Source organism: Rhodopseudomonas sp. BR0G17 (genome assembly GCF_010907025.1).
Taxonomy (GTDB): Bacteria; Pseudomonadota; Alphaproteobacteria; order Rhizobiales; family Xanthobacteraceae; genus Rhodopseudomonas; species Rhodopseudomonas palustris_H.
On the sequence record NZ_QUML01000001.1, the window covers coordinates 110,200 to 135,310 of the forward strand.

Genomic DNA, 25,111 nt, shown 5'->3' on the forward strand with positions numbered 1-25,111 from the left:
GGGCGATCGATCGCCGGATCGGCGTCAGCGCACCGCCTCCGCGAGAAGCCCGAACACCGAAAATACCAGCGGTTTCCGCTCGAGATTGTAGGCTTCGGTGTCGCGTGCGGCGCGGCCGATCTTTTCCCATACCTCCGCCAGCCGTGCAAGGCGCGGCAGTTCCGCGTTCGGATCGGGCGTGCGCAGCCGCGCCGCGACCCAGCGGTCGACACCATCGACGAAGGCCTGCAGAGTCGCGCGATCGGTCCCGCCGATCGCATCGCCGAGCGCGTGCAACGCGCGGGGATCGACATTCGGCAGGCTGTCGAGCAGCGCGGTCGTGGTCTGCTGCAGCGACAACGCGCCGCCGCCCATCAGCATCAGCGCCCGCGCGACGCTGCCTTCGGAGGCCGCGGCCGCTTCGCCGAGCTGCGGATCATCGCGCTCGAGACCGGCCGCATCCGCCGCTGCGGCGATCACGTCAGCGGTCGCGAGCGGGCGCAGCATCAGCTTGCGGCATCGCGACTGGATGGTCGGCAGCACGCGCGCCGGCGCATTCGACAGCAGCAGGAACAGCGAGCGCTGCGGCGGCTCCTCGATCACCTTGAGCAGCGCGTTCGCCGAATTGGCATTCAGGTCGTCGACGGTGTCGACGATGCACACCCGCCAGCCGTCGATCGCCGCGGTGGCGCCAAAGAACGAGATCGTCTCGCGCGACTCATCGACGGTGATGACGTTGCGCAGCACGCCTTTGTCGTTGACCGAACGCTCCAGCGTCAGCAGCCCGCCATGGGCCTCGGCCGCGATATGGCGCGCCACCGGATGATCGGGGTCGATCGCCAGCGAGGCTGCGCTCTGCACCGCATCCGATTGCGGCTCGCGATGCGTCAGTACGAACCGCGCCATCCGGTACGCCAGCGTCGCCTTGCCGATCCCCTGCGCGCCACCGATCAACCAGGCATGCGCAATCCGGCCGCCGCGATAGGCGTCGAGCAGCGCCTGCTCTGCGGCGGCGTGACCGTACAGCTCCGTGGTCTCGCGCGGATGCCGGACTGCGTTCTCCGGCGCCGCTGCCTTCGAGGCGGCCTTGCGGGCGCTCATGCCGATTTCGCCCCGCTGCCGGCTGGCTCCAGCAGACGCAGCCGTACCGCCTGCCAAATCCGGTCGGCGACCTCCTCCGGCTCGGCGTTGGCATCGATCAGCACGCAGCGTTCCGGCTCCTGCGCGGCGATCTGGCGAAATACCTCGCGCAGGCCACGGTGGAAATCGATCGCCTCGGATTCGAACCGGTCCGGCGTCTCGCTGCCGCGGCGCACCGCGGCGCGCGCCAGCCCGATCTCGACCGGAATATCGAGGATCACGGTGAGGTCAGGCTTCATGTCGCCAATCGTCACCTGCTGCAGCGCGTTGAGCAGATCCAGGCTGACGGCGCCGAGCTTGCCCTGATACGCCCGGGTTGAATCGTAGAAGCGGTCGCACAGCACCCATTCGCCGCGCGCCAGCGCCGGCTCGATCAGGGTGCGGACATGGTCGTCGCGGGCAGCGGCGAACAGCAGCGCCTCGGCATCGGCGCCGCCGATCAGCTTGCCGATCCCGGCCAGCAGCGCGCTGCGGATCGCCTCCGCGCCGGGCGAACCGCCGGGTTCGCGGGTCACCAGCGCGCGCAGCCGCGCCTTCTCCAGCCGCTTCGCCAGCAGTCTGATTTGGGTCGACTTGCCGGCCCCCTCTCCACCTTCAAAGGTGATGAAGCGCCCGCGCAATGAACGATTTGTCGGCTTCTTTTGAACCATGGTCAGAGCTTTGCCATGCCGGCCCGCACCAGGCCGATCGCCAGCTCGCTGGCGCCGTCGAGCGCGCGCCGCATGGTCGAGCCGACCGGATCGGCCTCGGCCGCCTTCAGCGGCACCTCGACTGCCAGATTGGGGCCTCGCCACACCCGGACCATTCCGACCCGCTGCCCGGACTCGACCGGAGCCGGCACCGGCCCCTGATACACGATCCGGGCGATCAGTTTGTCGCTGCCGTTCTTGCGCACCATCACGCGGACCGGCTCGGCCGGCGTCAGCGGGACGTAGCGCTTCTCGCCGCCGAACACCCGCGCGTACCCGATCGTCGCGTCATTGGCGAACAGCGACCGCGACTCGAAATTGCGGAAGCCCCATTCCAGCAGCTTCTTCGCTTCGCTGGCACGGTCGTCGGCATCCTCGAGACCGTTCACCACCACGATCAGCCGCATCCCGTTCTGCACCGCCGAGCCGACCATGCCGTAGCCGCCCTCCTTGGTGTAGCCGGTCTTGAAGCCGTCGGCGCCAGGCATCGCATTCAGCAGCGGATTGCGATTGGTCTGGCGGATCTTGTTCCAGGTAAACTCCTTCTCACCGAACAGCGGGTAGTATTCGGGATAGGTCAGGATGATGTGGCGGGCGAGCTTCGCCAGTTCGCGCACGCTCATCTTGTTGTCGGGGTTCGGCAGCCCGGTGGAGTTGGCGAAGGTCGATTGCGTCAGCCCGATTTCGCGCGCCCGCTTGGTCATCTGCTCGACGAACGCCGCTTCGCTGCCGGCGATGCCCTCGGCCAGCACCATGCAAGAGTCGTTGCCGCTCTGGATGATCGCGCCGTGCAGCAGATTGTCGACCGAGATGATGCTGTGGATCTCGGCGAACATCGTCGAGCCGCCGGCCGGCGCGCCGCCATTGCGCCACGCATTCTCGCTCACCCGGTATTCCTGGGTGAGTTGAAGTTCGCCGGTCTTGAGCAGATGAAACACGGTTTCGACCGTCATCAGCTTCATCATGCTGGACGGCGCGCGCAATTCGTCGGCGTTCTTCTCGAACAGCACGCTGCCACTTTCGGCATCCACCAGGATGGCGCTCGGCGCCTGAGCCTCGAAACCGGAATCGTCCTTCTTGGCGCCCTGCACGCTCTGATTGGCGGCGGTCACCGGCCCTGCCCCAACCGCCACGGCGATCAGGCCCGCCAACAGGCCGCGCCAAAGGGACGAGCGCGGAGAAAGCAGCGAAGTCAGGACGGCCATCGACGGGATTTCCAGGGCAGCGTTACGACCGCCGGCCGTGCAACCGGCGCGGCCGTTTTCGATTGTGGTGACGGACGATCAATCCTACCGTGAGCGCAAGCTCGCTTCCACACAAACTCAATAACAATCAGGGCGGATACACCATGGCTTCCACACGCACTGTCACCGTCAATGGCATCGAGCTGTTCCTGCGTGAACAGGGTGAAGGTCCGCTGGTGGTCCTATGCCACGGCTGGCCGGAGCTGTCGTATTCGTGGCGGCACCAGATCGGCGCGCTCGCGGACGCGGGCTATCACGTGGTGGCGCCGGACATGCGCGGCTTCGGCCGTTCCTCGGCCCCCCAAGCGGTCGAGGCCTACAGCATCTTCGATCTGGTGGGCGACATGGTGGCGTTGGTGGCCGAGCTCGGCGAAACTCGCGCCGCGATCATCGGCCATGATTGGGGCGCACCGGTCGCCTGGCACGCGGCGCAGTTTAGGCCAGATCTGTTTGCGGCGGTCGCGGGCCTCAGCGTGCCGCCGCCGTGGCGCGGTAAAGGCCGGCCGCTGGACCTATTGCGCGCCTCCGGCATCACCAACTTCTATTGGCAGTATTTCCAGAAACCCGGCGTTGCCGAGGCCGAGTTCGAGCGCGATGTCGCCGGAACGATGCGCGGCATGCTGTGCGGCGGCTTCGCCGATCCGGCCCGCTCGCTGTTCGTGCCCGAAGGCCGCGGTTTCATCGGCCGGTCTGCCGCCACGTTGCCGCTGCCAAGCTGGCTGACCGAGGCCGAACTCGCCTTCTTCACCGAGCAATACAAAGAGAGCGGCTTCCGCGGGGGCCTCAACTGGTACCGCAATATCGATCGCAACTGGGAGCTGACCGCGCCCTGGCAAGGCGCTCAGATTCGCCAGCCCGCCGCGTTCATTGCCGGCAGCAACGACCCGGTGATTTCCGACAAGATGAGCGGGAAGCATCTCGCCGCGATCGAGCGGGTGCTGCCGAATCTGAAACACAAGCTGATCATCGACGGCGCCGGACACTGGATACAGCAGGAAAAGCCCGCCGAAGTGAATGCGGCGCTGATCGCGTTTCTGAAGGAGAATTACTGAGACGATTGGAGCGGCTGGATCGAGCCGCTCAGTACAGGCCGCGGGCCGACAGCAGGTTGCCGATCTCGTCGTTGCGGCGGACCGGCGCGCTGGCCGGTTCGGCATCGGCTTCTTCGGAGCCGACGTTGTAGGAGACAGCACGTGGGTTCGGCGCCAGCGCCTGCCGGTTCGAGCGGCTGCTGCGCGAGGCCGAGACTTCGGTGGTGGCGCCGACCGAGGCGACGTCCATCGAGGTGTTGCCGAGCGAGTATGGGCGCCCTTCCGGCAGCGGAATGTCGCCGCGGATCCGGCCGCCTCCGCTGCTGGCGCTCGCGCTGCCGAAGTCCGGCACGAACGGCTTGGCCGACGCGATGCGGACGCCGGTGGGCGCCGGGGCCGGTTCGCCCTGACGCAGCGTCGCGATCAACTGCCGATCGTCGGAGCCTTCGAGCGGCGCCCGGCCGACATATTCGACCCGCACCTTCGCGGTGCCTCTGTGTTTGAATTCAAGCAGTTCGGCGGCTTTGTTCGAAACATCGATGAGCCGATTGCCGTGATACGGGCCGCGATCGTTTATGCGCACGATCAGCGACCGGCCGTTGGCCATATTGGTCACCCGGGCGTAGCTCGGGATCGGCAGGGTCGGATGCGCCGCCGACAGCGACGCCATGTCGAACACTTCGCCGTTGGCCGTCAGCCGGCCATGGAAGTCATCGCCGTACCAGGAGGCCAAGCCTTCGGCGCGGTAATGCGGATTCTCTTCAGGAACGTAGGTGCGGCCGGCAACGACGTAAGGCTTGCCGACCCGATAGGTGCCGCCGCCCTTCGGCACGGGCTCGCCAAAGGCGACCACGCGCGGGCTCGACGACACGCCGTATTTCGGATCAAGCCGGCTGAATTGGCCGTTCTGGGCACAATTGGCAAGGACAAGGCAGGCACCCGCAGCGACCACGACACGCGCGGCACGGCCTTTGGAATCTCGCTCGCGAATCCCCATGAGTCCCCGAATACCATTCCCGCAGCCCGCGCCCAACTCGGCGCTTCCCCAGCCACGACCGATGCACGCCCATTCCGGCATCGGTTGGGACCATATCGCACAGCGAACACGGCGAAAATGGGACCGGTCAAACTTGATCGATTGATGGTTAAGGCTTTTTCGGTCCACCAGCTGCCTACTCATCGCTCTTCATCGCACGCTTGCCCCCGCACGCCGATTCGCGGAACACTGCGCCGCAGAGTGAAAGGACCGCCTGTGACCGCCCCCCTTCTCGATCGCACTCCGTCCCGTACAGATCTCGCCTGGGCGATCGCCCTCGGGGGCATTGCAACCGTGTCGTTCGCGGCGCTGCTCTATGCTTCGTGGCAGTTCGCCGGCACGCTATTCCTGATTTTTGCGGGCGTGCTGTTCGGCGTCTTCCTCAATGCGCTGACCGAGCTTACGGGCAAGCTGGTCGGCGGGCCACATGGCCTACGTCTGGCACTGATTTGCCTGGTGCTGACCAGCCTCACGATCGGCGTGGCGTTTCTCGGCGGCAACACCATCAGTCAGCAGGCCAAGGCGCTGTCCGGCACGATCAAGACTCAGATCGTCAACGTGAAGGCGTTCCTCGAGCGCAATGGCGTCGACACCGGCTTCCTCGAGCTCAACACCACGCCAAGCGCAGCGCACCCCGAAACCACGACGCCCGTTCAGCCACGCAACCTGCCGAGCGCCGGCGAGATCGCTTCCGGCGGCGGCGCGATCGTCAGCCAGACCCTGAAGCTGATCCTCGGCACCATCGGTGCCGTCGGCAACTTCTTCATCGTGATGTTTCTTGGGCTGGCCTTCGCTGCGCAGCCGTCGGTGTATCGCAACGGATTGGTGCGGATGGTGCCGCGGCGCTATCGGGCGCAAGCCGACGTCATCGTCACCGACACCGGCGAGATGTTGAAGCGCTGGCTGCTGGCGCAGCTGATCACCATGATGGCGGTATTCGCCGTGACCGCGACCGGTCTATCGCTGATCGGCATTCCTGGAGCGTTCATTCTCGGCATCCAGGCCGGCCTGCTCGCCTTCATCCCGACCGTGGGCGCGATTCTAGGCGGGCTGATCATCGTGCTCGCCGCGATCGGCTCCGGCTGGATCGCCGTAGTCAGCGCCTTCGTGCTGTTCCTCGGCGTCCACGCGCTCGAAAGCTACATCCTGACGCCGTTGATCCAGCGTCAGGCGATCGACATCCCGCCGGCCACGCTGTTCGCAATGCAGATCCTGCTCGGCATCGTGTTCGGGCTGTGGGGGCTGGCGCTGGCGTTGCCGCTGATGGCGATCGGCCGGGTCGTGCTCGACCATCTGCGCGGCGAGGAACCGGCCGAGCTGATCGCTCCGGCCGGCGCCGCACCTCTGGCGATTACCCCTGAGACGTAAGCACCGTCTCGGTGTGCTCGACATCCGGCGGCGCGGCGAAGAAGCCGCCGACGAGGCCGCGCCACTCGGTGAAGTTCTCCGAGCCGCGGAAGTCGACGGTGTGGTTCTCCAGCGTCTGCCACTTCACCATCAGGCGGTAGCGCTGCGGCTTCTCGATCGACTTGTGCAGCTCGAAGCCGCAGAATCCTTTGGAGCGGCCGAACGCCTCGCGCGCCTTGGCGACCGCGGCTTCGAAGTCGGCCTCGCTGCCGGGTTTAACGTCGATCTGTGCGATTTCGGTGATCATGCGCGTGCGCCTCGTCCGTGATGGGACGAGCGTCTTAACGCACCGGGCGGCGCAATTGAAGCGGTCGGAAGCGGCGGCTTAGGCCACCGCCTGCCCGACCTCGCCGCCTCGTGCGACAACCTGATGCTCGCGTGCCTGTGCTGCCTTGCGCCGGCTCTCCTCGAGCGACACCGGCTGCTCCACGGTCGCGACCACGCGGTTCCGGCCGCCGCGCTTGGCTTGATAGAGCGCGGTGTCGGCCGCAGCGAGCAGCACCTCGAGCTCGACACCCGCCGGCCCGCCGGCGACGCCGATCGAGACCGTGGTCGCCACCGGCGCTTCGTCGACCTCGATTCCGCAATTCTGGAACGCTTCGCGGACGCGGTCGGCGGCGGTCACCGCCTCGTCGATCGGGCACGGCAGCAGCGCGGCGAACTCCTCGCCGCCGATCCGACCCGACAGGTCCGAAATCCGTAGCGAATTGGTAACGATGGCAGCAAACAGCTTCAGCACTTCGTCGCCGGCCGGATGACCGAACCGGTCGTTGATCGACTTGAAGTGGTCGATGTCGAAGATCAGCGCCGACACCGGCCGGCCGGCTATCGCTTCGCGTTCGATCATCCGGGCGCACGCTTCGGAGAAACCGCGGCGGTTGAGCATGCCGGTCAGCGGGTCCAGCGACGCGGCGGTCTTGTGCAAGCTGACCGAGCGCTCGGACACCAGCATAAAGATCACGAACACGGTGCCGATCGCGTACAGCACCAGTTCAACAGCAAACAGCACCACCCAGACGTTGCCGGCGAAGCCGGAATGCGGCGATGGCCACAGATCGGCCAGCACGATCGGCAGCATCAGCACGGCGCCGTGCAACAGCGGCACCACCATCGTCGGCCAGCGCCGATGCATCGCTTTGCGACGCTCGGCAGCGAGCTGGCTGGCGGTCAGGCCGGCATAGGCGGCGACGATCGCGGCGCCGATCGTCATCCGCAGCGCGTCCTGCTCGGGCGGCAGGCTGGTGACGGCGGCAAGCCAGGCAATCGCGCCGAGGAACAGCCCCGGCCAGTTCGGCTTCAGACCATGGAACACTCGGGCCGCATTCCACATCATGCCGCAGGCGATAAAGCCGAGGCTGGCCATCGCCAGCGTGATCACCTCGCCGAACACCGGCGTGAGGATGGTCCACAGCGCCACCGTGATGGCTCCGAGCAGGTAGGCGTTTCCCCACCAGTTCAGGGCCGGGATTTTCTCCTGGCGGCCGAAATAGTGCAGCATCACACCGAGCAGCGCGCAGATCAGAGTCGCAACAAGGAACAGTGTCGAGATATCGAGCGACATGGTGGGGTACTCGGTGGTGGCTTCCGGTGATGGCATTTCAACACCGCGGGCGCGGCGCTGATCCCCTCATGCAGGCGATTTGACTCCGGGTGAATTGAAATCGCGTTTGTTCGACAGGTCCGATTTGTCCGATAACTCGCTGGAAATTGCCGACAATTTGCGTGCAAAGCCACGGTCGCCGGTAAGCTTGGCCCCTGCCGCTTGCACCATTCCAAACGGCAATAAAAAAGGGCGCCCCGCAGGGCGCCCTTTGGATCGACCGGTGAGACCGGGAAAGATCAGCGCTTCGAGAACTGGAAGGAGCGGCGGGCTTTGGCCTTGCCGTACTTCTTACGCTCGACGACGCGGCTGTCGCGGGTCAGGAAGCCGCCCTTCTTCAGCACGCTGCGCAGCTCCGGCTCGAAATTGGTGAGCGCCTTGGAGATGCCGTGACGAACCGCACCGGCCTGGCCGGACAGACCGCCGCCGGCGACGGTGCAGATCACGTCGTACTGGCCGGCACGGGCCGCGGCGACCAGCGGCTGCTGGATCATCATGCGCAGCACCGGACGGGCGAAGTAGGTTTCGACCTCACGGCTGTTGACGGTGATCTTGCCGGCGCCCGGCTTGATCCAGACGCGGGCAACCGCGTCTTTGCGCTTGCCGGTGGCGTAGGCGCGACCGAACTTGTCGACCTTCTTGGTGTAGGTCGGCGCGTCCGCGGCAGCGACGGTGGTCTTCAGCGCGGCGAGCTGGTCGAGAGACTGCATGGTCTCGGACATCTTATGCGGCCCTCATGTTCTTGCGGTTCATCGCACCGATGTCGAGCTTCTCGGGCTGCTGAGCTTCGTGCGGGTGTTCGGCGCCGGGATAGACGCGCAGGTTGCCCATCTGGACACGGCCGAGCGGACCGCGCGGGATCATGCGCTCGATCGCCTTCTCAACCACGCGCTCCGGGAAACGACCTTCGAGGATCGCCTTCGCAGAGCGCTCCTTGATGCCGCCGATGAAGCCGGTGTGATGGTAGTAAACCTTGTTGTCGCGCTTGCGACCGGTCAGCACCACCTTCGAGGCGTTGATGATGATGACATTGTCGCCGCAGTCGACGTGCGGGGTGTAGGTCGGGAGGTGCTTGCCGCGCAGGCGCATCGCGACCAGCGTGGCGAGCCGGCCGACCACGAGACCGGTGGCGTCAATAATGACCCACTTCTTCGTGACTTCGGCGGGCTTGGCCGAAAACGTCTTCATGAGAATAATCCATGACAGGGGGAATTCGGTGCACGAAGCACCGGACTGCGGGCGCTTGTAGAGAAGCACCGCTTTCGCGTCAATCCCTCTCAGCCTGAATTTCCCGTGTCGCACCAGAGGGTTACAAATATGGTGCAATAATACCGTCTAAAACATCAAGCGACTGGAATGGAATAGGTCGACGTCACATGGGCGATCGGATCCGGCGAGGTGCCGGACAGCAGCGTCACCTCCCCGACCGCCAGCCGCCGGCCGAGCTTCAACAGCTTGGCGACCGCGACGACATCCTGGCCGGGCTGGCCCTTCCGCAGGAAGTTGATGTTGAGATTGGTCGTGACGGCGAGCGCGACCGGGCCGATCGCCGACAGCAGCACGACGTACATGGCGAAGTCCGCCAACGCCATCAGGGTCGGCCCCGAGACGGTTCCGCCTGGGCGCAGCATCCGGTCGCTGTAGCGCTGCCGTAATAGAGATGTGCGACCATCGGCGGTCTCGATCGAAATGTCACCGTGGCTGAACGCCTGCGGGAACTCGCGCTGCAGAAATTCTTCGAGTTCGGCTACGCCCATCCTCGCATGTGTCATGTCGTTCCCGCCCCTGCTCTCGCTTCGTTCGGCTTGTTACAATAAGGTGACGCTCGTTCCCAGCGCTTCATTTTGTTCCCGGACGTCGCCATGACCGTGTTGCCCGCTTTCGCTGCGACCCAGCCTTCACCGATTCTGTTGCGTGAGACCGTCGACGGCGGTGTTGCAGTGCTGACGTTGAACCGCCCTGCGGCGCGCAACAGCCTGTCGCTGGAGATGATCGACGATCTGCACGCGGCGCTGGATCTGATCGGCCGCGATGACGGCGTGCGTGTCGTGGTGATCGCCGCCAATGGACCCGCGTTCTGCGCCGGCCACGACCTCAAGGAGCTGACCGCGCATCGCAACGACGCCGATCGCGGGCGCGCCAGCTTCACCCGGATCATGACTGCCTGCAGCGCGATGATGCAGGCGATCGTCAAGCTGCCCAAGCCGGTGATCGCGGCGGTGCAGGGCGTCGCCACCGCGGCGGGCTGTCAGCTGGTTGCGAGCTGCGATCTCGCGATTGCGTCCGAGCAGGCGACCTTCGCGACGCCCGGCGTCGATATCGGACTGTTCTGCTCCACCCCGATGGTGGCGCTGTCCCGCAACGTGCCGCGCAAAAACGCGATGCACATGCTGCTGACCGGCGAACCGGTCGGCGCGGAAGAAGCGCGCCAGATCGGCCTGATCAATCGCGTGGTGCCGCACGGCACCGAGCGCGCGGCCGCGGTCGCGCTGGCCGAGCAGATCGCCGGCAAGTCGGCCCACACCATCAAGATCGGCAAGGAAGCGTTCTACCGCCAGGCCGAGCTCAACTTGGCCGACGCCTATCACTACGCATCCCAGGTGATGGCCGAGAACATGATGGCCGCCGATGCCGAAGAAGGCATTTGCGCCTTCCTGGAAAAGCGCCAGCCGGAATGGAAGGATCGTTGATCCGCCCTTCGACCATGCCCCGTCATTGCGAGCGAAGCGAAGCAATCCAGGGCCAAGCACCGGAAGCTGGATTGCTTCGTCGCTTCGCTCCTCGCAATGACGGACTTGTAAGATGAACCACGACAGCTACTCCGACAACTACATCCGCGCGATCCTGAATGGTGTGAAGACGATTGCGATGGTCGGGGCATCGCCGCTCAACGTGCGGCCGAGCTACTTCGTGTTCAAATATCTCACCGAGCGCGGCTACGACGTCATTCCGATCAATCCCGGACAGGTCGGCAAGAGCCTGCTCGGCAAGCCGTTCGTGGCGTCGCTGAAGGAGATCGACCGGCCGATCGACATGGTCGACGTGTTTCGCGGCTCCGCCCATGTGATGCCGGTCGTCGACGAGGTGCTGTCGCTGTCGCCGCTGCCGAAAGTGATCTGGATGCAGATCGGGGTGCGCAACGACGAAGCCGCCGCAAAGGCCGAGGCTGCCGGCCTCAAGGTGGTGATGGACCGCTGCCCGAAGATCGAATACGGCCGGCTGTCGTCAGAGATTTCCTGGATGGGGGTGAATTCGCGCACCCTCAGCGCCAAGCGCGCGCCGATTCCGGTCAAGGGAATGCGGCTGTCGCTCGATCGTCAGAGCGTCGCCGGTGCCAATACCGCCGCGTCCGACCGCGCCGTGAAAAGCCGCAACGAGGCGGGCTGAACGCCGCAGCGCGGCTGCCCCGCCCGCGCTTGACCTGATCCGGGGTTCCGATCAGATAGCTCAACCATCAGCCAGAGTACGGAGGGATCGACCATGACCGAACGCAACCCGGGATTCGCGACGCTCGCGGTCCATGCCGGCGCCCAGCCCGATCCCACCACCGGTGCGCGCGCGACGCCGATCTATCAGACCACGTCTTACGTGTTCAACGATGCCGACCACGCCGCCTCGTTGTTCGGCCTGCAGGCGTTCGGCAACATCTACACCCGCATCACCAACCCGACGACCTCGGTGCTCGAAGAGCGCGTTGCCGCGCTGGAAGGCGGCACCGCCGCGCTCGCCACGGCGTCCGGCCACGCCGCGCAGCTGGTCGCGCTGCAGCAGTTGATGCAGCCCGGCGACGAATTTATCGCCGCGCGGAAACTCTATGGCGGGTCGATCAATCAGTTCACCCACGCCTTCAAGAGCTTCGGCTGGAACGTGGTGTGGGCCGACACCGACGATGTCGCCAGCTTCCAGCGCGCAGTGTCGCCGAAGACCAAGGCGATCTTCATCGAGTCGATCGCCAATCCGGGCGGCAGCATCACCGACATCGAGGCGATTGCGGAAGTCGCGCGCAATGCCGGCGTGCCGCTGATCGTCGACAATACGCTCGCGACGCCCTATTTGATCCGCCCGATCGACCATGGCGCGGACATCGTGGTGCATTCGCTCACCAAGTTCCTCGGCGGCCATGGCAACTCGCTCGGCGGCATCATCGTCGATGCCGGCACCTTCGATTGGTCGAAGGACGGCAAGTATCCGATGCTGAGCGAGCCGCGCCCCGAATATCACGGCCTGAAGATCCAGGAGACGTTCGGCAACTTCTCGTTCGCCATCGCCTGCCGCGTGCTCGGCCTGCGCGATCTCGGCCCGGCGCTGTCGCCGTTCAACGCCTTCATGCTGCTGACCGGTATCGAGACGCTGCCGCTGCGGATGCAGAAGCACTGCGAAAACGCCAAGGCGATCGCTGAATTTCTCTCGACCCATAAGGCGGTCGATGAAGTCAACTACTCCGGCCTCGCCTCCAGCAAATACGCCGCCCTCGCCCGCAAATACGCGCCGAAGGGCGCCGGCGCGGTCTTCACCTTCAGCCTCAAGGGCGGCTATCAGGCCGGCGTCGATCTCGTCGCCAATCTGAAGCTGTTCTCGCATCTGGCCAATGTCGGCGACACCCGGTCGCTGATCATCCACCCGGCGTCGACCACCCACAGCCAGCTCGACGACGCCCAGAAGACCGCGGCCGGTGCCGCGCCCAACATGGTGCGGGTGTCGATCGGCATCGAGGACAAGGATGACCTGATCGCCGATCTCGACCAGGCGCTCGGCGGCTAACCGGGAAAACACTCGAGCAGCGTCGTCGAGGAGCCGGCGATGAGTAGCGGCCATTTCGAACTGCGGCGGCTGGAAGCGCTCAGCAACACCGTGTTCGGCGTCGCGATGACGCTGCTCGCCTACCAGGCGCCGCGCGAGAAATTCGCCGGCGGCGATCCGCAGTGGCACGAGATCTGGCACGTCTACGGCGCCTTCGTCTCGACGCTGCTGCTCAGCTTCATCGTCGCCGGGATGTTCTGGTACAGCCACCAGCAGCGGCTGGCCTACACCACACACGCCGGCCGCAGCGAGGTGATCGGCAATCTGTTCTTCCTGTTGTCGATCATCCTGCTTCCAGTGACCTGCGGCCTTTACGGCAACAACTACGACTCGCCCAACGTCACCACGCTGTACGGCTTCAACCTGTGGCTGATCGCGCTGTTCAACACCGCGCTCTGGGCCATGGCGGTCGCGCCGCGCGGCGACTGGTGGAAGCTGGCGACGCCGGCATTTTCGTTTGTGCTGTTCAGCTTCGCGACATTGGTCTGTCTGGTCGAACCGCACTGGCCGAAATTCATCTGGCCACTGGCGTTCCTGTCGCCCGCAATCAGCGCGTGGAGCGAGAAGCGGCGATAGCGGCTCTGCATGACGCGTTCGTTGGGGCGACCGAAGTCGCCGCAGCCGCGGTAACTTGGCGGCCCGAGGATCGTGACGCAGATCCATTTGAGGAACGGACTGACCAAGGATCCTCAGAGCCTCACTTGAAATGCGGGCAATGAATTCAAGCACTTTCGTTTCAACCCGTCATGCCCGGCCTTGTGCCGGGCATCCACGTCTTGCAGCGAAAACAGCAAGCAAGGCGTGGATGGCCGGGACGAGCCCGGCCATGACGAAACTGATCGTCGATTGAACGGCTTAGGAAAGCTGTTGAATTTGCTGCCCGCATTTCCGGTCAGGCTCTCAGGGACTAAGCCTGGCCGGGATCGACCAGGAGCTTGATGCAGGCGTCGGCCTTCGACAGCGTCGAAAAGGCCGCAGCCACGCCCCCGCGTCCGACTGTCCCCGAGATCAGGGGAGAGACGTCGCAGTGTCCCTCCGCGATCGCGTGCAGCGTGTCGGCGAACTCCGCGGGGCTGTAGCCGAACACAAACCGCAACGACAGCTGTTTGTTGATCGCCAGCGACGGCTCGATCGTATCGCTTTCCATGCAGACGCCGACCACAATGATGGTCGCCGTCGGCGGGGATTTCTCGATCAGCTGCTGCAGCATGCCCGGCACGCCCACGCATTCGAACACGACGGCATCGCGGATCGAACGCCCCTGCAGGGTCGCGGCGCTGAAGCTCGCCAAAGTGGCGGGAACGTCGAGAGCCTCCCAGCGATCGTGTGGCGAATGCTCGCCTGGATCGATCACCACGTCGGCACCGAGCGCCACGGCGGCGGCGCGGCGATGCGGTGAGAAGTCGCTGGCGATGACCGGACCGATCCCCCGCGCCTTGAGCGCGGCAATCACCGACAGACCGACCGGTCCGCAGCCGATCACCAAGGCCACACTGCGTGGTGTCAACGGCGCGCTGGCAACGGCATGTGCGCCGACCGCCATCGGCTCGGTGAGGGCAGCGCGCACGTCGTCAAGCCCATTCGGCACCTCGAGCAGCAGCGCCTCTTGCAGCACCATTCGTTCGGCAAAGCCGCCGGGAAAGCGGTTCGAGTAGCCGACGAGTTCGTTACCCGCGGGGCCGAATGCGGCCGGCACTGAAACCACCTTGGTGCCTGGAGGCAGGGTTTTGTTGCAGCCAGGACCGTGATCGATCACTTCGGCGCAGAACTCATGGCCGAACACAACGTCCTGGGATGGATCGAGGCTGGGTCGTCCGCCGGCGCGGCGGGTGAGCGCGATCATGTGGTCGAGATGATGAAGCGCGTGAAGATCCGATCCGCAAATCCCGCAAACCAGCGTCTTCACCAACACCTGGCCCTCGCCCGGTGTGACTTCGGCGATGTCTGTGTCGACCAGCTGGCCGGCACGCCTGACGACAGCCTTCATTGCACACCTCCCGCCAGAGCGTTCATGACGCGCGGCAGATTGGGTTGCCCAGTGTGCGCGGTCAGTCCGCCATCGACCGGCATGGCAACGCCGGTGACGTATGACGCGGCATCGGAGGCGAGGAAGGCGATAACTTGCGCGATCTCCGCTGGGCTCGCGAACCGCCCGATCGGCACCCGATCTTCCCAGTCGGCGCGCAGACCCGGGATACCCTGAACGCCTGCGAGGATCGGCGTATCGACCGGACCAGGGCACACCGCATTGACCCGTATTCCATCACGCGCATGATCGATTGCTGCGGTGCGGGTGAAATTGATCACGCCGGCCTTCGCAGCGTTGTAGGCCGCGAATCCGAAGTCGCCGGCGAGGCCCGAAGCCGAGGCGGTGTTGACGATCGCCCCTGCCCGCTGCGCCACCATCACCGGCAGCGCCGCTTTGCAGCCGAAGAACACGCCATCGAGATTGATCGCGAGCACCCTCTTCCAATCTTCGATCGGCAGTGCAGCAATCGACGACAGGCTGCCAATCCCAGCGTTGTTGACCAGCACATCGATCCGCCTGAAGGCCGCTACCGCACCGTCGATCAGTGCAGTCACCGATGCGAAATCGGACACGTCGGTGGTGATGAACCGTGTGCGCTCGGCGCCGAGTTCAGCCACCAAGGCATTACCCGCCGCCGCATCGAGGTCGCCGATCACCACGCTCGCGCCTTCGGCATGAAGGAGCCGCGCGGTCGCAGCGCCGATGCCGGATGCTCCACCTGTGATCACCGCGGCTTTGCCGCCAAAGCGCGTGCGCTCATTCATCCTCTTGTCCTCCCTGTTTGATGCTTATAATTATAGTGCACTATAATAACAGCGCGGCAGACGCTGCAACAGGGAGGAATGAGATGGCAGAACAGGATCGCTTGGTCGGCGGACAATTACTGGCAAAGACGCTGAAGGCCGCTGGGGTCAGCCAGGCGTTTGCGCTGCACGGCGGGCATCTCGAAGCGTTGCTCAAGGGATGCATCGAGGAAGACATCGCCCTGATCGATTTCCGTCACGAGTCGTCGGCTGGCCACGCTGCCGATGCGTATGCGCGTGCGACCGGCAAGCTCGGGGTCTGCATCGTTACCGCCGGGCCCGGCTTCACCAACGCGCTGTCGGCGATGACCAATGCGCAGCTCGATGGTTCACCGGTGCTGTTCATCGTCGGCGCGCCGCCGCTCCGCGAGATCGAAACCAATCCGCTTCAGGGCGGGATCGATCAGGTCGCGATCGCGCGGCCGGCTGTAAAATGGGCGTTCTCGATCCCCAGCACGGAGCGGATCGCCGATCTCACCGCAATGGCGATCCGCAAGGCGATGACGCTGCCGCGCGGCGCCGTTCTGCTCGAAGTACCGATCGACGTGTTGCACATGAGCGTCGCTGCCGGGCGTGCCACTCCTCCGGCCGGCGTCGGCGTCAATCCGCGCCCCGCGCCCGCGCCGGCTGAGGTCGCGCGATGGGTTGAACTGCTGCGGGCGGCCAAGCGTCCCGTGCTGATCGCGGGCAATGGCGCAGCTAATCGCGAAACCGCGGAGGCGCTGCGGGCATTGTGTACGAGAGTCCCGTTGCCGGTCTTTACCAAGTCACTGGCGTCCGGCATCCTGCCGCCGGGCCACCCCTGCAATGGCGGTGCCGCCGGCAACCTCGCCTTGCTCCCGATGCTGGGGATCGAACGGCCGGATCTGGTGATCCTGCTGGGCGGCAAGCTCGGCCTGCTGCTCGGGGGACGTTCGGGCGTGCTGGTGCCGCACGGCGCAACCCTGGTTCAGATCCACGGCGATGCGGCCGAGATGGGCCGGATCCGCGAACTCGATCTGGCCATCCTGGCGGACTGCACCGAGGCAACGCGCGCGCTCGACGCTGCCGTGAAGGACGCCCAGTTCAAGGAAATGGAGGCTTGGCGGGCACAGGCCGTTTCGGCAACCGGGCTGTTCGCGACGATGTTTCCCGAACAGGAAACGACACGAGGCATCCATCCGTATCACGCGGCCCGCGCCGTGGCTGACGCGGCAGGGCCGGAGGCGGCCTATGTGTTCGACGGCGGGGAAGCGGCGTCATGGGGCGCAGCCGCAGCGGTCGTCGACCGCCCGGGAGCGCTGCTCAGTCACGGCTATCTCGGCTGCCTGGGGATCGGACCGGGGTTCGCGATCGGCGCCCAGCTCGCCGCTCCGGAGCGGCGTGTGATCCATCTGACCGGCGACGGCGCGCTCGGCTTCCACCTGCAGGAACTCGACACCATGGTCCGGCACCGTTTGCCGATCGTCACCATGGTTCTCAACAACGAAGTCTGGGGAATGTCGATCCACGGGCAGCAAATCATGTTCGGCAGCAACTATCATGTGATCTCGAAGCTGGGCGGGACGCACTTTGCCAACATCGCCCAGGCTTTCGGCTGTCATGCCGAGCGGGTGACCCGGTTTGCCGACATCGCGCCGGCTCTGGAGCGCGCCTTCGCCAGTGGCGGCCCGGCGTTTATCGAGGTGATGACGGATGCTGACGTGGTGCATCCTGTGACGGTGGCGATGCTCGGTCAGGTTCAGGAAGGCAGCAACGACGTGTTGATCCCCTATTACGAGAACATCCCCGCAGATACGGCCTGAGATGACGCTATCGACGAGCACTCTGGAATCCCGGCGGCGCGGGCTGGTCACAGCCGCGCACGCCTTGATCCGCGAATCCGGCGGGGCCGGGTTTTCGATGATCCAGCTCGCCAAGCGTGCGGGAGTGAGCCCGGCGACGCCCTACAATCTGGTCGGGACAAAGGCCGACTTGTTGCGGCTGGTGGTGCGCGACGAGTTCGCCGCGTTCGAAACCCGCCTCGCCACCCGGCCCCCGGGATCGCCGCTCGCCCAACTCGAAGCGGCGATCGATCTGGTGGTGAAGCACTATTGTGCAGAGCCAGCGTTCTATCGCGGTCTTTACGCCGCGATGCAGGGCGAGCACGCCGCCGAGCTCCGCGGGATGATGCTCGCCGAAGGGCAGCAATTGTGGTGCGCGATGGTGCGCGCCGCCGTGGACGCCGGCGAAATCGAGCGCGTCGTCGATGATGAAGCTTTCACCGAGGTGCTGCTGCGCGCGATGGCCTCAACCACGGAAGCCTGGCTGGCCGTGAATTGGAGCCGGAAGCGCTTCGCCCAGGAGATGCATTTGGCGACGCGCCTGCTGCTGCTGGGCGTCGTCACCAAGACGGCCCGCAGCCGGATTGCTGCTGAATTCGCATCGTCGCGTCGGACCAGCGCGCGAAAGCCTGCACGAACGAGCCGGACCGCCAAGCCGTAGTCGGTCGCCGCGACTATGCCGATAGGACTGGCTTGGATGGAAGCCGCTCAGCAGCACCGCGATCAAGCGCTGTTTGATGGTCGCTCGTCGCCGTCAGCCGTTCAGCCTGCAGCACGGCCAGCGTCAGCACCACCAGCGCCATCGCCTGATGTGCGAGGGCGAGGTCGATCGGCGCGGCGTACAGCACAGTGAAGATGCCAAGCGCGGCCTGTGCGGTCAGCGCCAGGAACAGCAGCACCGCGCCCCGTGCTGCGGACCCTGCCCGCGTGCGCAGCGCGTCGATCATGTGCAACGCCGCGAGCGTCCACAGCGCATAGGCCAGCATGCGATGATCGAACTGCACGGTGAGATGATTGTCGAACAGGTTCTTCCACCACGGGCTTTCGAACCACAGCCGCGCCGCGTCCGGGATCAGCGCACCGTCGATCGTCGGCCAGGTGTTGTACACCCGCCCGGCGCGCAGGCCCGCGACCAGCGCGCCGGCGTAGAGCTGCACGAAGGTCAGCCCGAGCAGCAGCAGTGCGGTCGCCTTCAGCCGCGTCGGGGCGGCCGCGCGCACCCGGTCCGACAGCCGGCGCAACGTCCAGACGATTGCGGCATAGATGATCAGTGCCAACGACAGATGCGTGGCGAGCCGCACCTGCGACACTTCGGTCCGCTGCGACAGGCCGGACGCCACCATCCACCAGCCGACCGCACCCTGCAGCGCGCCGAGCGCGAAGATGATCCACAGCGCCCGCTTCCACTGGGGGCCGATCGCGCCGCGCCACAGGAACCAGAGGAACGGCAGCAAATAGACGATGCCGATGAGCCGGCCGAGCAGCCGGTGGCTCCATTCCCACCAGAAGATCGTCTTGAACTGATCGAGCGTCATGCCGGCGTTCAGTTCGCGATATTGCGGGATCTGCTTGTAGCCGTCGAACGCGGCGTGCCACTGCGCATCGGTGAGCGGCGGCAGCGTGCCGGTGACCGGCTTCCATTCGACGATCGACAGCCCGGATTCCGTCAGCCGCGTCGCCCCGCCGACCAGGACCATGACGGCGATCAGGGCGGCCACCAGGGTCAGCCAAATCCGTACGGCGCGAACTCGGGACGATGGCGGCGCCGCGGCGATGGTCATAAAGCATCCCTTGAACGGATTTTTCCGCACTCTATAGTCCGGCCGTTCTTACGCGCAAGGCGTTGCGAGAACGCATCAACGGCGTGTGAGCGAGGCATGAATATTCGAACCCGCAAATTGATTGGAACCGTCGGCCTGCTGCTGCTGGCGATCGTATGGTCGCTGACCGCGATGGCGTTCGCGCAGGCGCCGGTGATCGCAGAATCGAAATGGCTGCAAGCGGTGTACTACGTGGTCGCCGGCCTCGGCTGGGTGCTGCCGGCGATGCCGCTGGTCACTTGGATGTCGCGTCCCGACCCGACCGAATAAGCGACCCGCTGCAATTCAAAACAGAAACGCCGCCACCAGTGCCACGGTGGCGGCGTTGTTGTTTCAAAGATGAGAAGCTCGGATCAGAACAGGTAGTTGAACCGCAGCATCGCCTGGTGGCGCTCGAAATCGTCGAGATCGAGGTGGCGCGGATCGTTGCAGGCCTGGCCGGCGACCTGCGTGCTCCAGGTGCCCGACAGGCCGATCTTCTCGGTCAGATGCGCCGAGAATGTCGGGCCGACATACACCGCATCGCCGGAGAACCGGTCGAGCCCGAGGCCTTCATAGGCCCGCACGTAGCGCGCCTCGACGCCGACGATCAGCGTCGGATTGAGCTTGTAGGATAGCGCACCCTGCACGGCGAATTCGGAATCGTGCGACCAGGAATTGGCGAGATCGCGCGAGGCGCCGCCGGAGTACCAGAGGTTGAACGCCGCGAACAGCGTGCCGCGGATCAGCTCCTTGTCCATCAGCGCGGCGAATTCGGTGCCGTAGATCTGCGCGTCGAAACCGGTGAGTTCGTCGACCCGGTTCCAACCCGGCGCGGCGTGCAGCGTCAGCCCGAACGGCATCTCGTCGCGATCGAGCACCTTGTAGCGGAACTCCATCGACGCGCCGGCGATCGCGTTGCGCCGGTTGTCGATCATGTCGGGCACGCCGCTGATCTGGGTCGAAGCGAAGCTGACGCCGGGAGCGACGCGGAAATTGTCGGTCAGCGTGAACTTGAACTGCGACAGCACGCCGACGCCGGTGTAGGAGCCGAACCGCCGGCCGAACCGGCCGACGTTCTCGATCTCGAGTTCGATCTCGCCCTTCTTCCCGATGTCCGAACCCATGCTGAAGCCGAAGATGTGCTCCGTATCGACATCGTCATAGTCGGCCTTGGCGGCGCCACCCTGCTCCAACGCCGATACCGCACCCCTTGCGGATGGAGCGGCCGTATAGGACAGCCAGCCCGGCAGTTCCTCCGCAGCCGCCGCCGGCGTCGCCAGCGCCGCCACAATCAACGTCGCCATCGCTGCTGCCAGCGGCCTGTCAAATTCGCAAATTCGGCCGCAACGGCCGCGCCACTCGGCAATACGCGCAATCATTAGTCGCCCCCGATGAATTCCATCGGTCAACTAATTGCAATTGCGAATGCCTCTCGGTCAAAGCCTTTTGTTTACAGGCCCTGTAAATGCGAGGCGTCTGAAAATTGATCGATGACAATGATTAGTAGTTGCGTACCGCGGCAAGATGGCAACGTTCCGCGACGGACGCCGCAGCCGGCTAACGATCAGCACCTTGAGCGACGTCGGCGATGCAATGTTGCCGAAGCGGTACTCATCTACGACCGCCGGCATCCGTGCCGGCACGCTGCAAAGGACCGGACATGACGAAGCCTGCCAAGATCAACATCGGTATCCCGGAAGACAAGCGCGAGAAGATCGCCGACGGCCTGTCCCGGCTGCTCGCCGACTCCTACACGCTGTATCTGATGACGCACAATTTCCATTGGAACGTCACCGGGCCGATGTTCAACACCCTGCATGCGATGTTCATGACGCAATACACCGAGCAGTGGACCGCGCTCGACCAGATCGCGGAGCGGATCCGCGCCCTCGGCTTCCCGGCGCCCGGCACCTACAAGGAGTTCGTCAAGCTCGCCTCGATCGCCGACGTCGAAGGCCAGCCCAAGGCGATGGAGATGGTGCGGCATCTGGTGACCGCGCAGGAAGCCACCGCGCGCACCGCGCGAGAGCTGTTCCCTCTGGTCGAAGATGCCAATGACCAGCCGACGGCCGACCTTTTGACTCAGCGTCTCGACGTCCACGAAAAGACCGCCTGGATGCTGCGCAGCCTGTTGGAAGACTGATCAGCCACTAAGGCGACTTGGGCGGTTCGCAGCGACGCTGCGGGCCGCCTTTGCTTGTGAGAACCGCTATCGACTTTCGTCTCAACGCGCGACGGCCGAACTCAAAAAGCCTTGTGTTGCAGTGGCTTTGCGTCGTCTGTGAAGGTTATCCTGCAGTCTTGCGATTGACCCGCATCAAAGATCGTTGCTGCGAATAAGAATTACTCTAGAGGCCCTTCCGCATCGTCGCGGAGCGACCGTCGGTCCCCCCTGCGATGCCATCCTGCCCCTGGGGGTTCTCATGAAAACCGCACAAGTGTTGCTCTTGGCGACGGCGCTCTCCGTCTCGTTGTCGCTCCCGGCCCGTGCCGCCACCGACGAGCCGATCTCTCCGATCAAGCCGGCCGTGGTGAAAGATCCGAACCTGGTCGAGCTCGGCAAGAAGCTGTTCTTCGATCCGCGGCTGTCGAAGTCGGGCTTCATCTCCTGCAACTCGTGCCACAACCTGTCGATGGGCGGCTCGGACAATCTGAAGACGTCGATCGGCCACAACTGGCAGAAGGGTCCGATCAACGCGCCGACCGTGCTCAACGCCAGCCTCAATGTCGCGCAATTCTGGGACGGCCGCGCGCTGACCTTAAAGGATCAAGCTGGCGGGCCGATCGCCAACCCGGGTGAGATGGCGTTCACCCACGCGCTCGCGGTCGACCTGCTGAAGTCGATCCCCGGCTACGTCACCGAGTTCAAATCGGTGTTCGGCCAGAACAGCACAGTCGACATCGACGAGGTAACACGGGCCATCGCCGCGTTCGAAGAGACGCTGGTGACGCCGAACTCCCGGTTCGACAAATGGCTGCAGGGCGACAAGAAGGCGCTGACGCCGACCGAGCGCGCCGGCTACGAGCTGTTCAAGGATTCCGGCTGCACTGGCTGCCACAATGGCGCAGCGGTCGGCGGCAACACCTTCCAGAAGATGGGCGTCGTCGAGCCGTACAAGACCGACAACCCGGCCGAGGGCCGCTTCGCTGTCACCAAGGAGGAAGCCGATCGCTTCAACTTCAAAGTGCCGACGCTGCGCAACGTCGAACTGACCTATCCCTACTTCCACGACGGCGCGGCGCAGAAGCTGTCCGACGCGGTCGAGACCATGGGACGAATCCAGCTCGGCAAAACCTTCACGCCGGACGAGAACGCCAAGATCGTCGCCTTCCTCAAGACGCTGACCGGCGACCAGCCCAACTTCAAGCTGCCGATCCTGCCGCCGTCGAGCGACAAGACCACTCCTCCGAAGCCGTTCGACTGATCTCGGCCAACCAGGCGCATTGCGGACGGCGGAGCTGACACGCCGTCCGCACGCCACCGATAGTCTGGCACGACGGGACTAACTCATGACGTCGATCTGGGGCCGACTGGCACGGCCCGGCCCGCTGGCGCTCGCCCTTGTGCTGGCCGCCATTGGCGGCGCGGTCGCCTGGGGCGGTTTCAACACCGCGATGCACGCCACCAACAGCCTGGCGTTTTGTACGTCGTGCCACGCGATGCGCGACAATGTGTATCAAGAATATAAGACCACCGCGCACTACACCAACCGTACCGGCGTTCGCGCCGTCTGTGCCGACTGTCACGTTCCGCGCGACTGGAGTCACATGCTGATCCGCAAGGTGACGGCCACCAAGGAGCTGTATCACTGGGCGATCGGCAGCATCGACACCCGCGAGAAGTTCGAGGCGAAGCGCCACGAACTCGCGCGTCACGAATGGCAGCGGATGCGCGCCAACGGCAGCCGCGAATGCCGCAACTGCCACGCCTTCGAAGCGATGGACTTCCACAAGCAGACAGCGAAGGCGGCAACCGCGATGCAGGAGGCCAGCAGGGCCGGCAAGACCTGCATCGATTGCCACAAGGGCATCGCCCACAAGATGCCGGACGTCACAGCCGGTCACCGCAAGACGTTTGCGGCGCTGCTGGCCGACGCCGGCGTGCTCGCTGCGGCACCAGGCGCGACGCTGTATGCGATCGGATCCGTGCCCCTGCTGCTCGGCGATTCCAACGAAAGCGCCGGCGAACTCGCGGCCAGCACCGCGGTCACAGTTCGCGCCGTCGATCAAGGGCGACTGAAGCTTGAGTTGACCGGCTGGCAGCGCGAGGGCTCTCCCGAACTTCTGTATCAGCGCTTCGGCAAACGCATCCTTGCCGCGACGCTGACCGAGGCAGCACGCGCGCGGCTTGAGAGCCTGGAGACCGCGACGGATGAAGACACAGGTGATCAATGGACGCAGGTGCGGCTCTTGGTCGGCGCGGCGCCGGGCCGGTTCGTCAGTTCGCGCGCTCCGCTATGGACTCTGGCGGCGCGGATCGAGGACGATAATTGCACCCTGTGTCATGCGTTGAAGCCGCCGGGCAGTGCCAAGGCGGACGCCTGGATCGGCCATCTCAACGCCATGAAGCGGCTGACCGCCCTCGACGGGGAGGAAGTCGCCCTGCTCCGCGCTTACTTGCAGAACCATGCCAAGGACGTCGCGCCAGCGCCGTGAACTCGCGCGCTAGCTGCTCCGCCCGATGCCTCGTGCCGCATCCGGCATCAGGCCGGACAGGATCACGCGCAGATCTCGCAGCGAGCTCTCCCGGCCATCCCAGGCGATCCGCGGCAGGGCCAGCGGATCGATCGGGCCTGCCCCGATCACGCCGGGGATCGACGTCATCGCCGCGGCGACCCCCGCCTCCTTGGCCATCGCGACATGCTGCGGACCGAAGCTGCTGCGCTCACCGAACGGATATGCGAAGTGCGAGGCGTCGCGGCCGAGCGCCGCCTGCAGCACCGCGCGGCCCATTGCGATTTCCTTTTGTGCCGCCGTGTCCGGCAGATTGGCCAGCACCGGATAGTTCACCGTTGCGCTGCCGATCGTCACCTTCGGATCGATGGCAAGGCGGCCAATCTCGTCCCAGTCCATCACAGCTTCGCGCGTGACTGCCGCGAGATCGACCGCATAGCGCTTGCACAGATCCTGGATCGCCGCGGTGAGTGCCGCGGGCGGCATGGTGCGCAGCCAGCTGGCGAGGAAATGGAACACCTGCGCCTTGTCGGCAACCGTCGCCGTGTCGAACCGGCGTTCGTTGTGGTCGATCAGCAGCGCGATCCGCTCGGTGCGCGCGATCACCTGCTCCAGCGCCAGCCACCAGGCTTCGCCGATCCCATCCGGAAACGCCGTCGGCAGATACACCGCGAACGGCACAGCGTGCCGCGCCAGGATCGGATAAGCGAAGGTGGTGATATCGCGGGAGCCACCGTCGAACGTCAGGCAGACGAACCGACCCGACGTGCCGCCTTGAGCGATCCGGGCGCAAACTTCGGCGGGCGAGATGACCGGACAATTCCAGCGCCTCAGCGCCCGCAACAGGCGGTCGAGAAACTGCGGTGTAATTTCGCGAGCGCGCAGCGGCTGAAACCGGTCGCGGCGCGCCGGACGCACCCGATCGAATCGTAGGATCACTCCGCAGCCGCCGCCCCTCCATTCCGAAAAGCGCGCAGCGCCGCTCGCATAAGCAAGCTGCAGCCGCGCCGCTGTCCACCAGCCGTTCGTCGACAAGGTTCAGTCCTTTGCGGCGCCGGGACCGGCAGCGGTTTCG

26 protein-coding genes are annotated in these 25,111 nt (G+C 65.2%); 12 read left to right on the forward strand and 14 right to left on the reverse strand.

From position 1 onward, the window contains the following. Window positions 1-24 precede the first annotated feature (24 nt). The 3 genes from DY467_RS00520 to DY467_RS00530 are packed head-to-tail and all read right to left on the reverse strand — an operon-like array spanning window position 25 to window position 3,013. Window positions 25-1,080, reverse strand: coding sequence for a DNA polymerase III subunit delta' (locus tag DY467_RS00520; protein WP_164633624.1), 1,056 nt, complete (start codon window positions 1,078-1,080; stop codon window positions 25-27). Next, a complete protein-coding gene (gene tmk, locus DY467_RS00525) occupies window positions 1,077-1,769 on the reverse strand; it encodes a dTMP kinase (protein ID WP_164633625.1) in 693 nt (230 codons plus the stop codon). The genes DY467_RS00520 and tmk overlap by 4 nt, the downstream gene beginning before the upstream one ends. Before the next feature lie 2 nt (window positions 1,770-1,771). Further along, window positions 1,772-3,013 (reverse strand): D-alanyl-D-alanine carboxypeptidase family protein, encoded by a 1,242-nt coding sequence (locus DY467_RS00530; RefSeq protein ID WP_164633626.1) that lies wholly within the window; start codon window positions 3,011-3,013, stop codon window positions 1,772-1,774. Window positions 3,014-3,156: 143 nt separating this feature from the next. Here DY467_RS00530 and DY467_RS00535 point away from each other — a divergent pair, with 143 nt between their 5' ends. Continuing rightward, window positions 3,157-4,104: an alpha/beta fold hydrolase gene (locus tag DY467_RS00535; RefSeq protein WP_164633628.1), complete on the forward strand. Its 948-nt coding sequence runs from the start codon at window positions 3,157-3,159 to the stop codon at window positions 4,102-4,104. Between the two features lie 28 nt (window positions 4,105-4,132). Here DY467_RS00535 and DY467_RS00540 read toward each other — a convergent pair whose 3' ends face one another. Next, a complete protein-coding gene (locus DY467_RS00540) occupies window positions 4,133-5,080 on the reverse strand; it encodes a septal ring lytic transglycosylase RlpA family protein (protein WP_107344695.1) in 948 nt (315 codons plus the stop codon). Between the two features lie 255 nt (window positions 5,081-5,335). On the opposite strand from DY467_RS00540, the gene DY467_RS00545 reads away from it, so the two are divergent. Next, window positions 5,336-6,487, forward strand: coding sequence for an AI-2E family transporter (locus DY467_RS00545; protein WP_107344694.1), 1,152 nt, complete (start codon window positions 5,336-5,338; stop codon window positions 6,485-6,487). On the opposite strand, the gene DY467_RS00550 is transcribed toward DY467_RS00545, so the two are convergent. The 5 genes from DY467_RS00550 to DY467_RS00570 all read right to left on the reverse strand — a co-directional run bounded on the left by DY467_RS00550 (window position 6,471) and on the right by DY467_RS00570 (window position 9,898). Beyond that, window positions 6,471-6,773: an antibiotic biosynthesis monooxygenase family protein gene (locus DY467_RS00550; protein WP_107344693.1), complete on the reverse strand. Its 303-nt coding sequence runs from the start codon at window positions 6,771-6,773 to the stop codon at window positions 6,471-6,473. The two genes, DY467_RS00545 and DY467_RS00550, sit on opposite strands and share 17 nt — an antisense overlap. A 78-nt stretch (window positions 6,774-6,851) precedes the next feature. Next, the gene (locus DY467_RS00555; protein WP_164633851.1) at window positions 6,852-8,087 is read right to left on the reverse strand and encodes a GGDEF domain-containing protein; all 1,236 of its coding nucleotides are present in this window, start codon (window positions 8,085-8,087) and stop codon (window positions 6,852-6,854) included. A gap of 278 nt (window positions 8,088-8,365) precedes the next feature. After that, on the reverse strand, window positions 8,366-8,848 hold the full coding sequence (rpsI, locus tag DY467_RS00560; RefSeq protein WP_107344691.1) for a 30S ribosomal protein S9: 483 nt from the start codon (window positions 8,846-8,848) through the stop codon (window positions 8,366-8,368). 1 nt (window position 8,849) lies between these two features. After that, window positions 8,850-9,314, reverse strand: coding sequence for a 50S ribosomal protein L13 (gene rplM, locus DY467_RS00565; protein ID WP_011158318.1), 465 nt, complete (start codon window positions 9,312-9,314; stop codon window positions 8,850-8,852). A 155-nt stretch (window positions 9,315-9,469) separates the two neighbouring features. Beyond that, complete coding sequence (locus DY467_RS00570; protein WP_107344690.1) at window positions 9,470-9,898, reverse strand: PaaI family thioesterase; 429 nt, start codon at window positions 9,896-9,898, stop codon at window positions 9,470-9,472. A 90-nt stretch (window positions 9,899-9,988) separates the two neighbouring features. Between DY467_RS00570 and DY467_RS00575 the strand changes: the two genes are divergently transcribed. The 4 genes from DY467_RS00575 to DY467_RS00590 all read left to right on the forward strand — a co-directional run bounded on the left by DY467_RS00575 (window position 9,989) and on the right by DY467_RS00590 (window position 13,502). After that, on the forward strand, window positions 9,989-10,816 hold the full coding sequence (locus tag DY467_RS00575) for an enoyl-CoA hydratase (RefSeq protein WP_164571321.1): 828 nt from the start codon (window positions 9,989-9,991) through the stop codon (window positions 10,814-10,816). 112 nt (window positions 10,817-10,928) lie between these two features. Next, window positions 10,929-11,513, forward strand: a complete 585-nt coding sequence (locus DY467_RS00580; RefSeq protein ID WP_164633629.1) for a CoA-binding protein — start codon at window positions 10,929-10,931, stop codon at window positions 11,511-11,513. A gap of 93 nt (window positions 11,514-11,606) precedes the next feature. Then, window positions 11,607-12,887: an O-acetylhomoserine aminocarboxypropyltransferase gene (locus tag DY467_RS00585; RefSeq protein WP_107344687.1), complete on the forward strand. Its 1,281-nt coding sequence runs from the start codon at window positions 11,607-11,609 to the stop codon at window positions 12,885-12,887. A gap of 39 nt (window positions 12,888-12,926) precedes the next feature. Further along, window positions 12,927-13,502, forward strand: coding sequence for a TMEM175 family protein (locus DY467_RS00590; protein WP_164633631.1), 576 nt, complete (start codon window positions 12,927-12,929; stop codon window positions 13,500-13,502). Between the two features lie 331 nt (window positions 13,503-13,833). Here the strand turns inward: DY467_RS00590 and DY467_RS00595 are convergent, their stop codons facing one another. Both DY467_RS00595 and budC read right to left on the reverse strand, forming a co-directional pair. After that, a complete protein-coding gene (locus DY467_RS00595; RefSeq protein WP_164633633.1) occupies window positions 13,834-14,913 on the reverse strand; it encodes a zinc-binding dehydrogenase in 1,080 nt (359 codons plus the stop codon). Further along, on the reverse strand, window positions 14,910-15,719 hold the full coding sequence (budC, locus tag DY467_RS00600; RefSeq protein ID WP_164633634.1) for a meso-2,3-butanediol dehydrogenase: 810 nt from the start codon (window positions 15,717-15,719) through the stop codon (window positions 14,910-14,912). The genes DY467_RS00595 and budC overlap by 4 nt, the downstream gene beginning before the upstream one ends. Before the next feature lie 83 nt (window positions 15,720-15,802). On the opposite strand from budC, the gene DY467_RS00605 reads away from it, so the two are divergent. Together DY467_RS00605 and DY467_RS00610 are read left to right on the forward strand one after the other, a co-directional pair. Then, window positions 15,803-17,542, forward strand: a complete 1,740-nt coding sequence (locus DY467_RS00605) for a thiamine pyrophosphate-binding protein (RefSeq protein WP_164633635.1) — start codon at window positions 15,803-15,805, stop codon at window positions 17,540-17,542. A 1-nt stretch (window position 17,543) separates the two neighbouring features. Then, window positions 17,544-18,221: a TetR/AcrR family transcriptional regulator gene (locus DY467_RS00610; RefSeq protein ID WP_164633636.1), complete on the forward strand. Its 678-nt coding sequence runs from the start codon at window positions 17,544-17,546 to the stop codon at window positions 18,219-18,221. A gap of 13 nt (window positions 18,222-18,234) precedes the next feature. Here DY467_RS00610 and DY467_RS00615 read toward each other — a convergent pair whose 3' ends face one another. After that, window positions 18,235-19,341 (reverse strand): COX15/CtaA family protein, encoded by a 1,107-nt coding sequence (locus DY467_RS00615; RefSeq protein ID WP_164633637.1) that lies wholly within the window; start codon window positions 19,339-19,341, stop codon window positions 18,235-18,237. Between the two features lie 96 nt (window positions 19,342-19,437). Here DY467_RS00615 and DY467_RS00620 point away from each other — a divergent pair, with 96 nt between their 5' ends. Beyond that, window positions 19,438-19,650 (forward strand): DUF2842 domain-containing protein, encoded by a 213-nt coding sequence (locus tag DY467_RS00620; protein WP_011158308.1) that lies wholly within the window; start codon window positions 19,438-19,440, stop codon window positions 19,648-19,650. Window positions 19,651-19,733: 83 nt separating this feature from the next. Here the strand turns inward: DY467_RS00620 and DY467_RS00625 are convergent, their stop codons facing one another. Further along, the gene (locus DY467_RS00625; protein ID WP_164633638.1) at window positions 19,734-20,666 is read right to left on the reverse strand and encodes a DUF6662 family protein; all 933 of its coding nucleotides are present in this window, start codon (window positions 20,664-20,666) and stop codon (window positions 19,734-19,736) included. A 356-nt stretch (window positions 20,667-21,022) separates the two neighbouring features. Here DY467_RS00625 and DY467_RS00630 point away from each other — a divergent pair, with 356 nt between their 5' ends. The 3 genes from DY467_RS00630 to DY467_RS00640 all read left to right on the forward strand — a co-directional run bounded on the left by DY467_RS00630 (window position 21,023) and on the right by DY467_RS00640 (window position 24,018). Further along, window positions 21,023-21,505, forward strand: a complete 483-nt coding sequence (locus DY467_RS00630) for a Dps family protein (protein ID WP_164633639.1) — start codon at window positions 21,023-21,025, stop codon at window positions 21,503-21,505. 280 nt (window positions 21,506-21,785) lie between these two features. Beyond that, a complete protein-coding gene (locus DY467_RS00635) occupies window positions 21,786-22,787 on the forward strand; it encodes a cytochrome-c peroxidase (RefSeq protein ID WP_164633640.1) in 1,002 nt (333 codons plus the stop codon). Between the two features lie 85 nt (window positions 22,788-22,872). Next, entirely contained in the window at window positions 22,873-24,018 is a 1,146-nt protein-coding gene (locus tag DY467_RS00640) for a NapC/NirT family cytochrome c (RefSeq protein ID WP_164633641.1), read from the forward strand. A 9-nt stretch (window positions 24,019-24,027) separates the two neighbouring features. Here the strand turns inward: DY467_RS00640 and DY467_RS00645 are convergent, their stop codons facing one another. Next, window positions 24,028-25,071: a polysaccharide deacetylase family protein gene (locus DY467_RS00645; protein ID WP_164633642.1), complete on the reverse strand. Its 1,044-nt coding sequence runs from the start codon at window positions 25,069-25,071 to the stop codon at window positions 24,028-24,030. Between the last annotated feature and the right edge of the window lie 40 nt (window positions 25,072-25,111).

Bases quoted from the DNA above. Each gene is read 5' to 3' on its own strand.
- DY467_RS00520 (WP_164633624.1), bottom strand. From the start codon at position 1,080: ATGAGCGCCCGCAAGGCCGCCTCGAAGGCAGCGGCGCCGGAGAACGCA.
- DY467_RS00635 (WP_164633640.1), top strand. From the start codon at position 21,786: ATGAAAACCGCACAAGTGTTGCTCTTGGCGACGGCGCTCTCCGTCTCG.
- DY467_RS00605 (WP_164633635.1), top strand. From the start codon at position 15,803: ATGGCAGAACAGGATCGCTTGGTCGGCGGACAATTACTGGCAAAGACG.
- DY467_RS00620 (WP_011158308.1), top strand. From the start codon at position 19,438: ATGAATATTCGAACCCGCAAATTGATTGGAACCGTCGGCCTGCTGCTG.
- DY467_RS00615 (WP_164633637.1), bottom strand. From the start codon at position 19,341: ATGACCATCGCCGCGGCGCCGCCATCGTCCCGAGTTCGCGCCGTACGG.
- rpsI (WP_107344691.1), bottom strand. From the start codon at position 8,848: ATGTCCGAGACCATGCAGTCTCTCGACCAGCTCGCCGCGCTGAAGACC.
- rplM (WP_011158318.1), bottom strand. From the start codon at position 9,314: ATGAAGACGTTTTCGGCCAAGCCCGCCGAAGTCACGAAGAAGTGGGTC.
- DY467_RS00580 (WP_164633629.1), top strand. From the start codon at position 10,929: ATGAACCACGACAGCTACTCCGACAACTACATCCGCGCGATCCTGAAT.
- DY467_RS00530 (WP_164633626.1), bottom strand. From the start codon at position 3,013: ATGGCCGTCCTGACTTCGCTGCTTTCTCCGCGCTCGTCCCTTTGGCGC.
- tmk (WP_164633625.1), bottom strand. From the start codon at position 1,769: ATGGTTCAAAAGAAGCCGACAAATCGTTCATTGCGCGGGCGCTTCATC.
- DY467_RS00610 (WP_164633636.1), top strand. From the start codon at position 17,544: ATGACGCTATCGACGAGCACTCTGGAATCCCGGCGGCGCGGGCTGGTC.
- DY467_RS00570 (WP_107344690.1), bottom strand. From the start codon at position 9,898: ATGACACATGCGAGGATGGGCGTAGCCGAACTCGAAGAATTTCTGCAG.
- DY467_RS00640 (WP_164633641.1), top strand. From the start codon at position 22,873: ATGACGTCGATCTGGGGCCGACTGGCACGGCCCGGCCCGCTGGCGCTC.
- DY467_RS00540 (WP_107344695.1), bottom strand. From the start codon at position 5,080: ATGGGGATTCGCGAGCGAGATTCCAAAGGCCGTGCCGCGCGTGTCGTG.
- budC (WP_164633634.1), bottom strand. From the start codon at position 15,719: ATGAATGAGCGCACGCGCTTTGGCGGCAAAGCCGCGGTGATCACAGGT.
- DY467_RS00630 (WP_164633639.1), top strand. From the start codon at position 21,023: ATGACGAAGCCTGCCAAGATCAACATCGGTATCCCGGAAGACAAGCGC.
- DY467_RS00555 (WP_164633851.1), bottom strand. From the start codon at position 8,087: ATGTCGCTCGATATCTCGACACTGTTCCTTGTTGCGACTCTGATCTGC.
- DY467_RS00550 (WP_107344693.1), bottom strand. From the start codon at position 6,773: ATGATCACCGAAATCGCACAGATCGACGTTAAACCCGGCAGCGAGGCC.
- DY467_RS00590 (WP_164633631.1), top strand. From the start codon at position 12,927: ATGAGTAGCGGCCATTTCGAACTGCGGCGGCTGGAAGCGCTCAGCAAC.
- DY467_RS00575 (WP_164571321.1), top strand. From the start codon at position 9,989: ATGACCGTGTTGCCCGCTTTCGCTGCGACCCAGCCTTCACCGATTCTG.
- DY467_RS00625 (WP_164633638.1), bottom strand. From the start codon at position 20,666: ATGGCGACGTTGATTGTGGCGGCGCTGGCGACGCCGGCGGCGGCTGCG.
- DY467_RS00585 (WP_107344687.1), top strand. From the start codon at position 11,607: ATGACCGAACGCAACCCGGGATTCGCGACGCTCGCGGTCCATGCCGGC.
- DY467_RS00595 (WP_164633633.1), bottom strand. From the start codon at position 14,913: ATGAAGGCTGTCGTCAGGCGTGCCGGCCAGCTGGTCGACACAGACATC.
- DY467_RS00535 (WP_164633628.1), top strand. From the start codon at position 3,157: ATGGCTTCCACACGCACTGTCACCGTCAATGGCATCGAGCTGTTCCTG.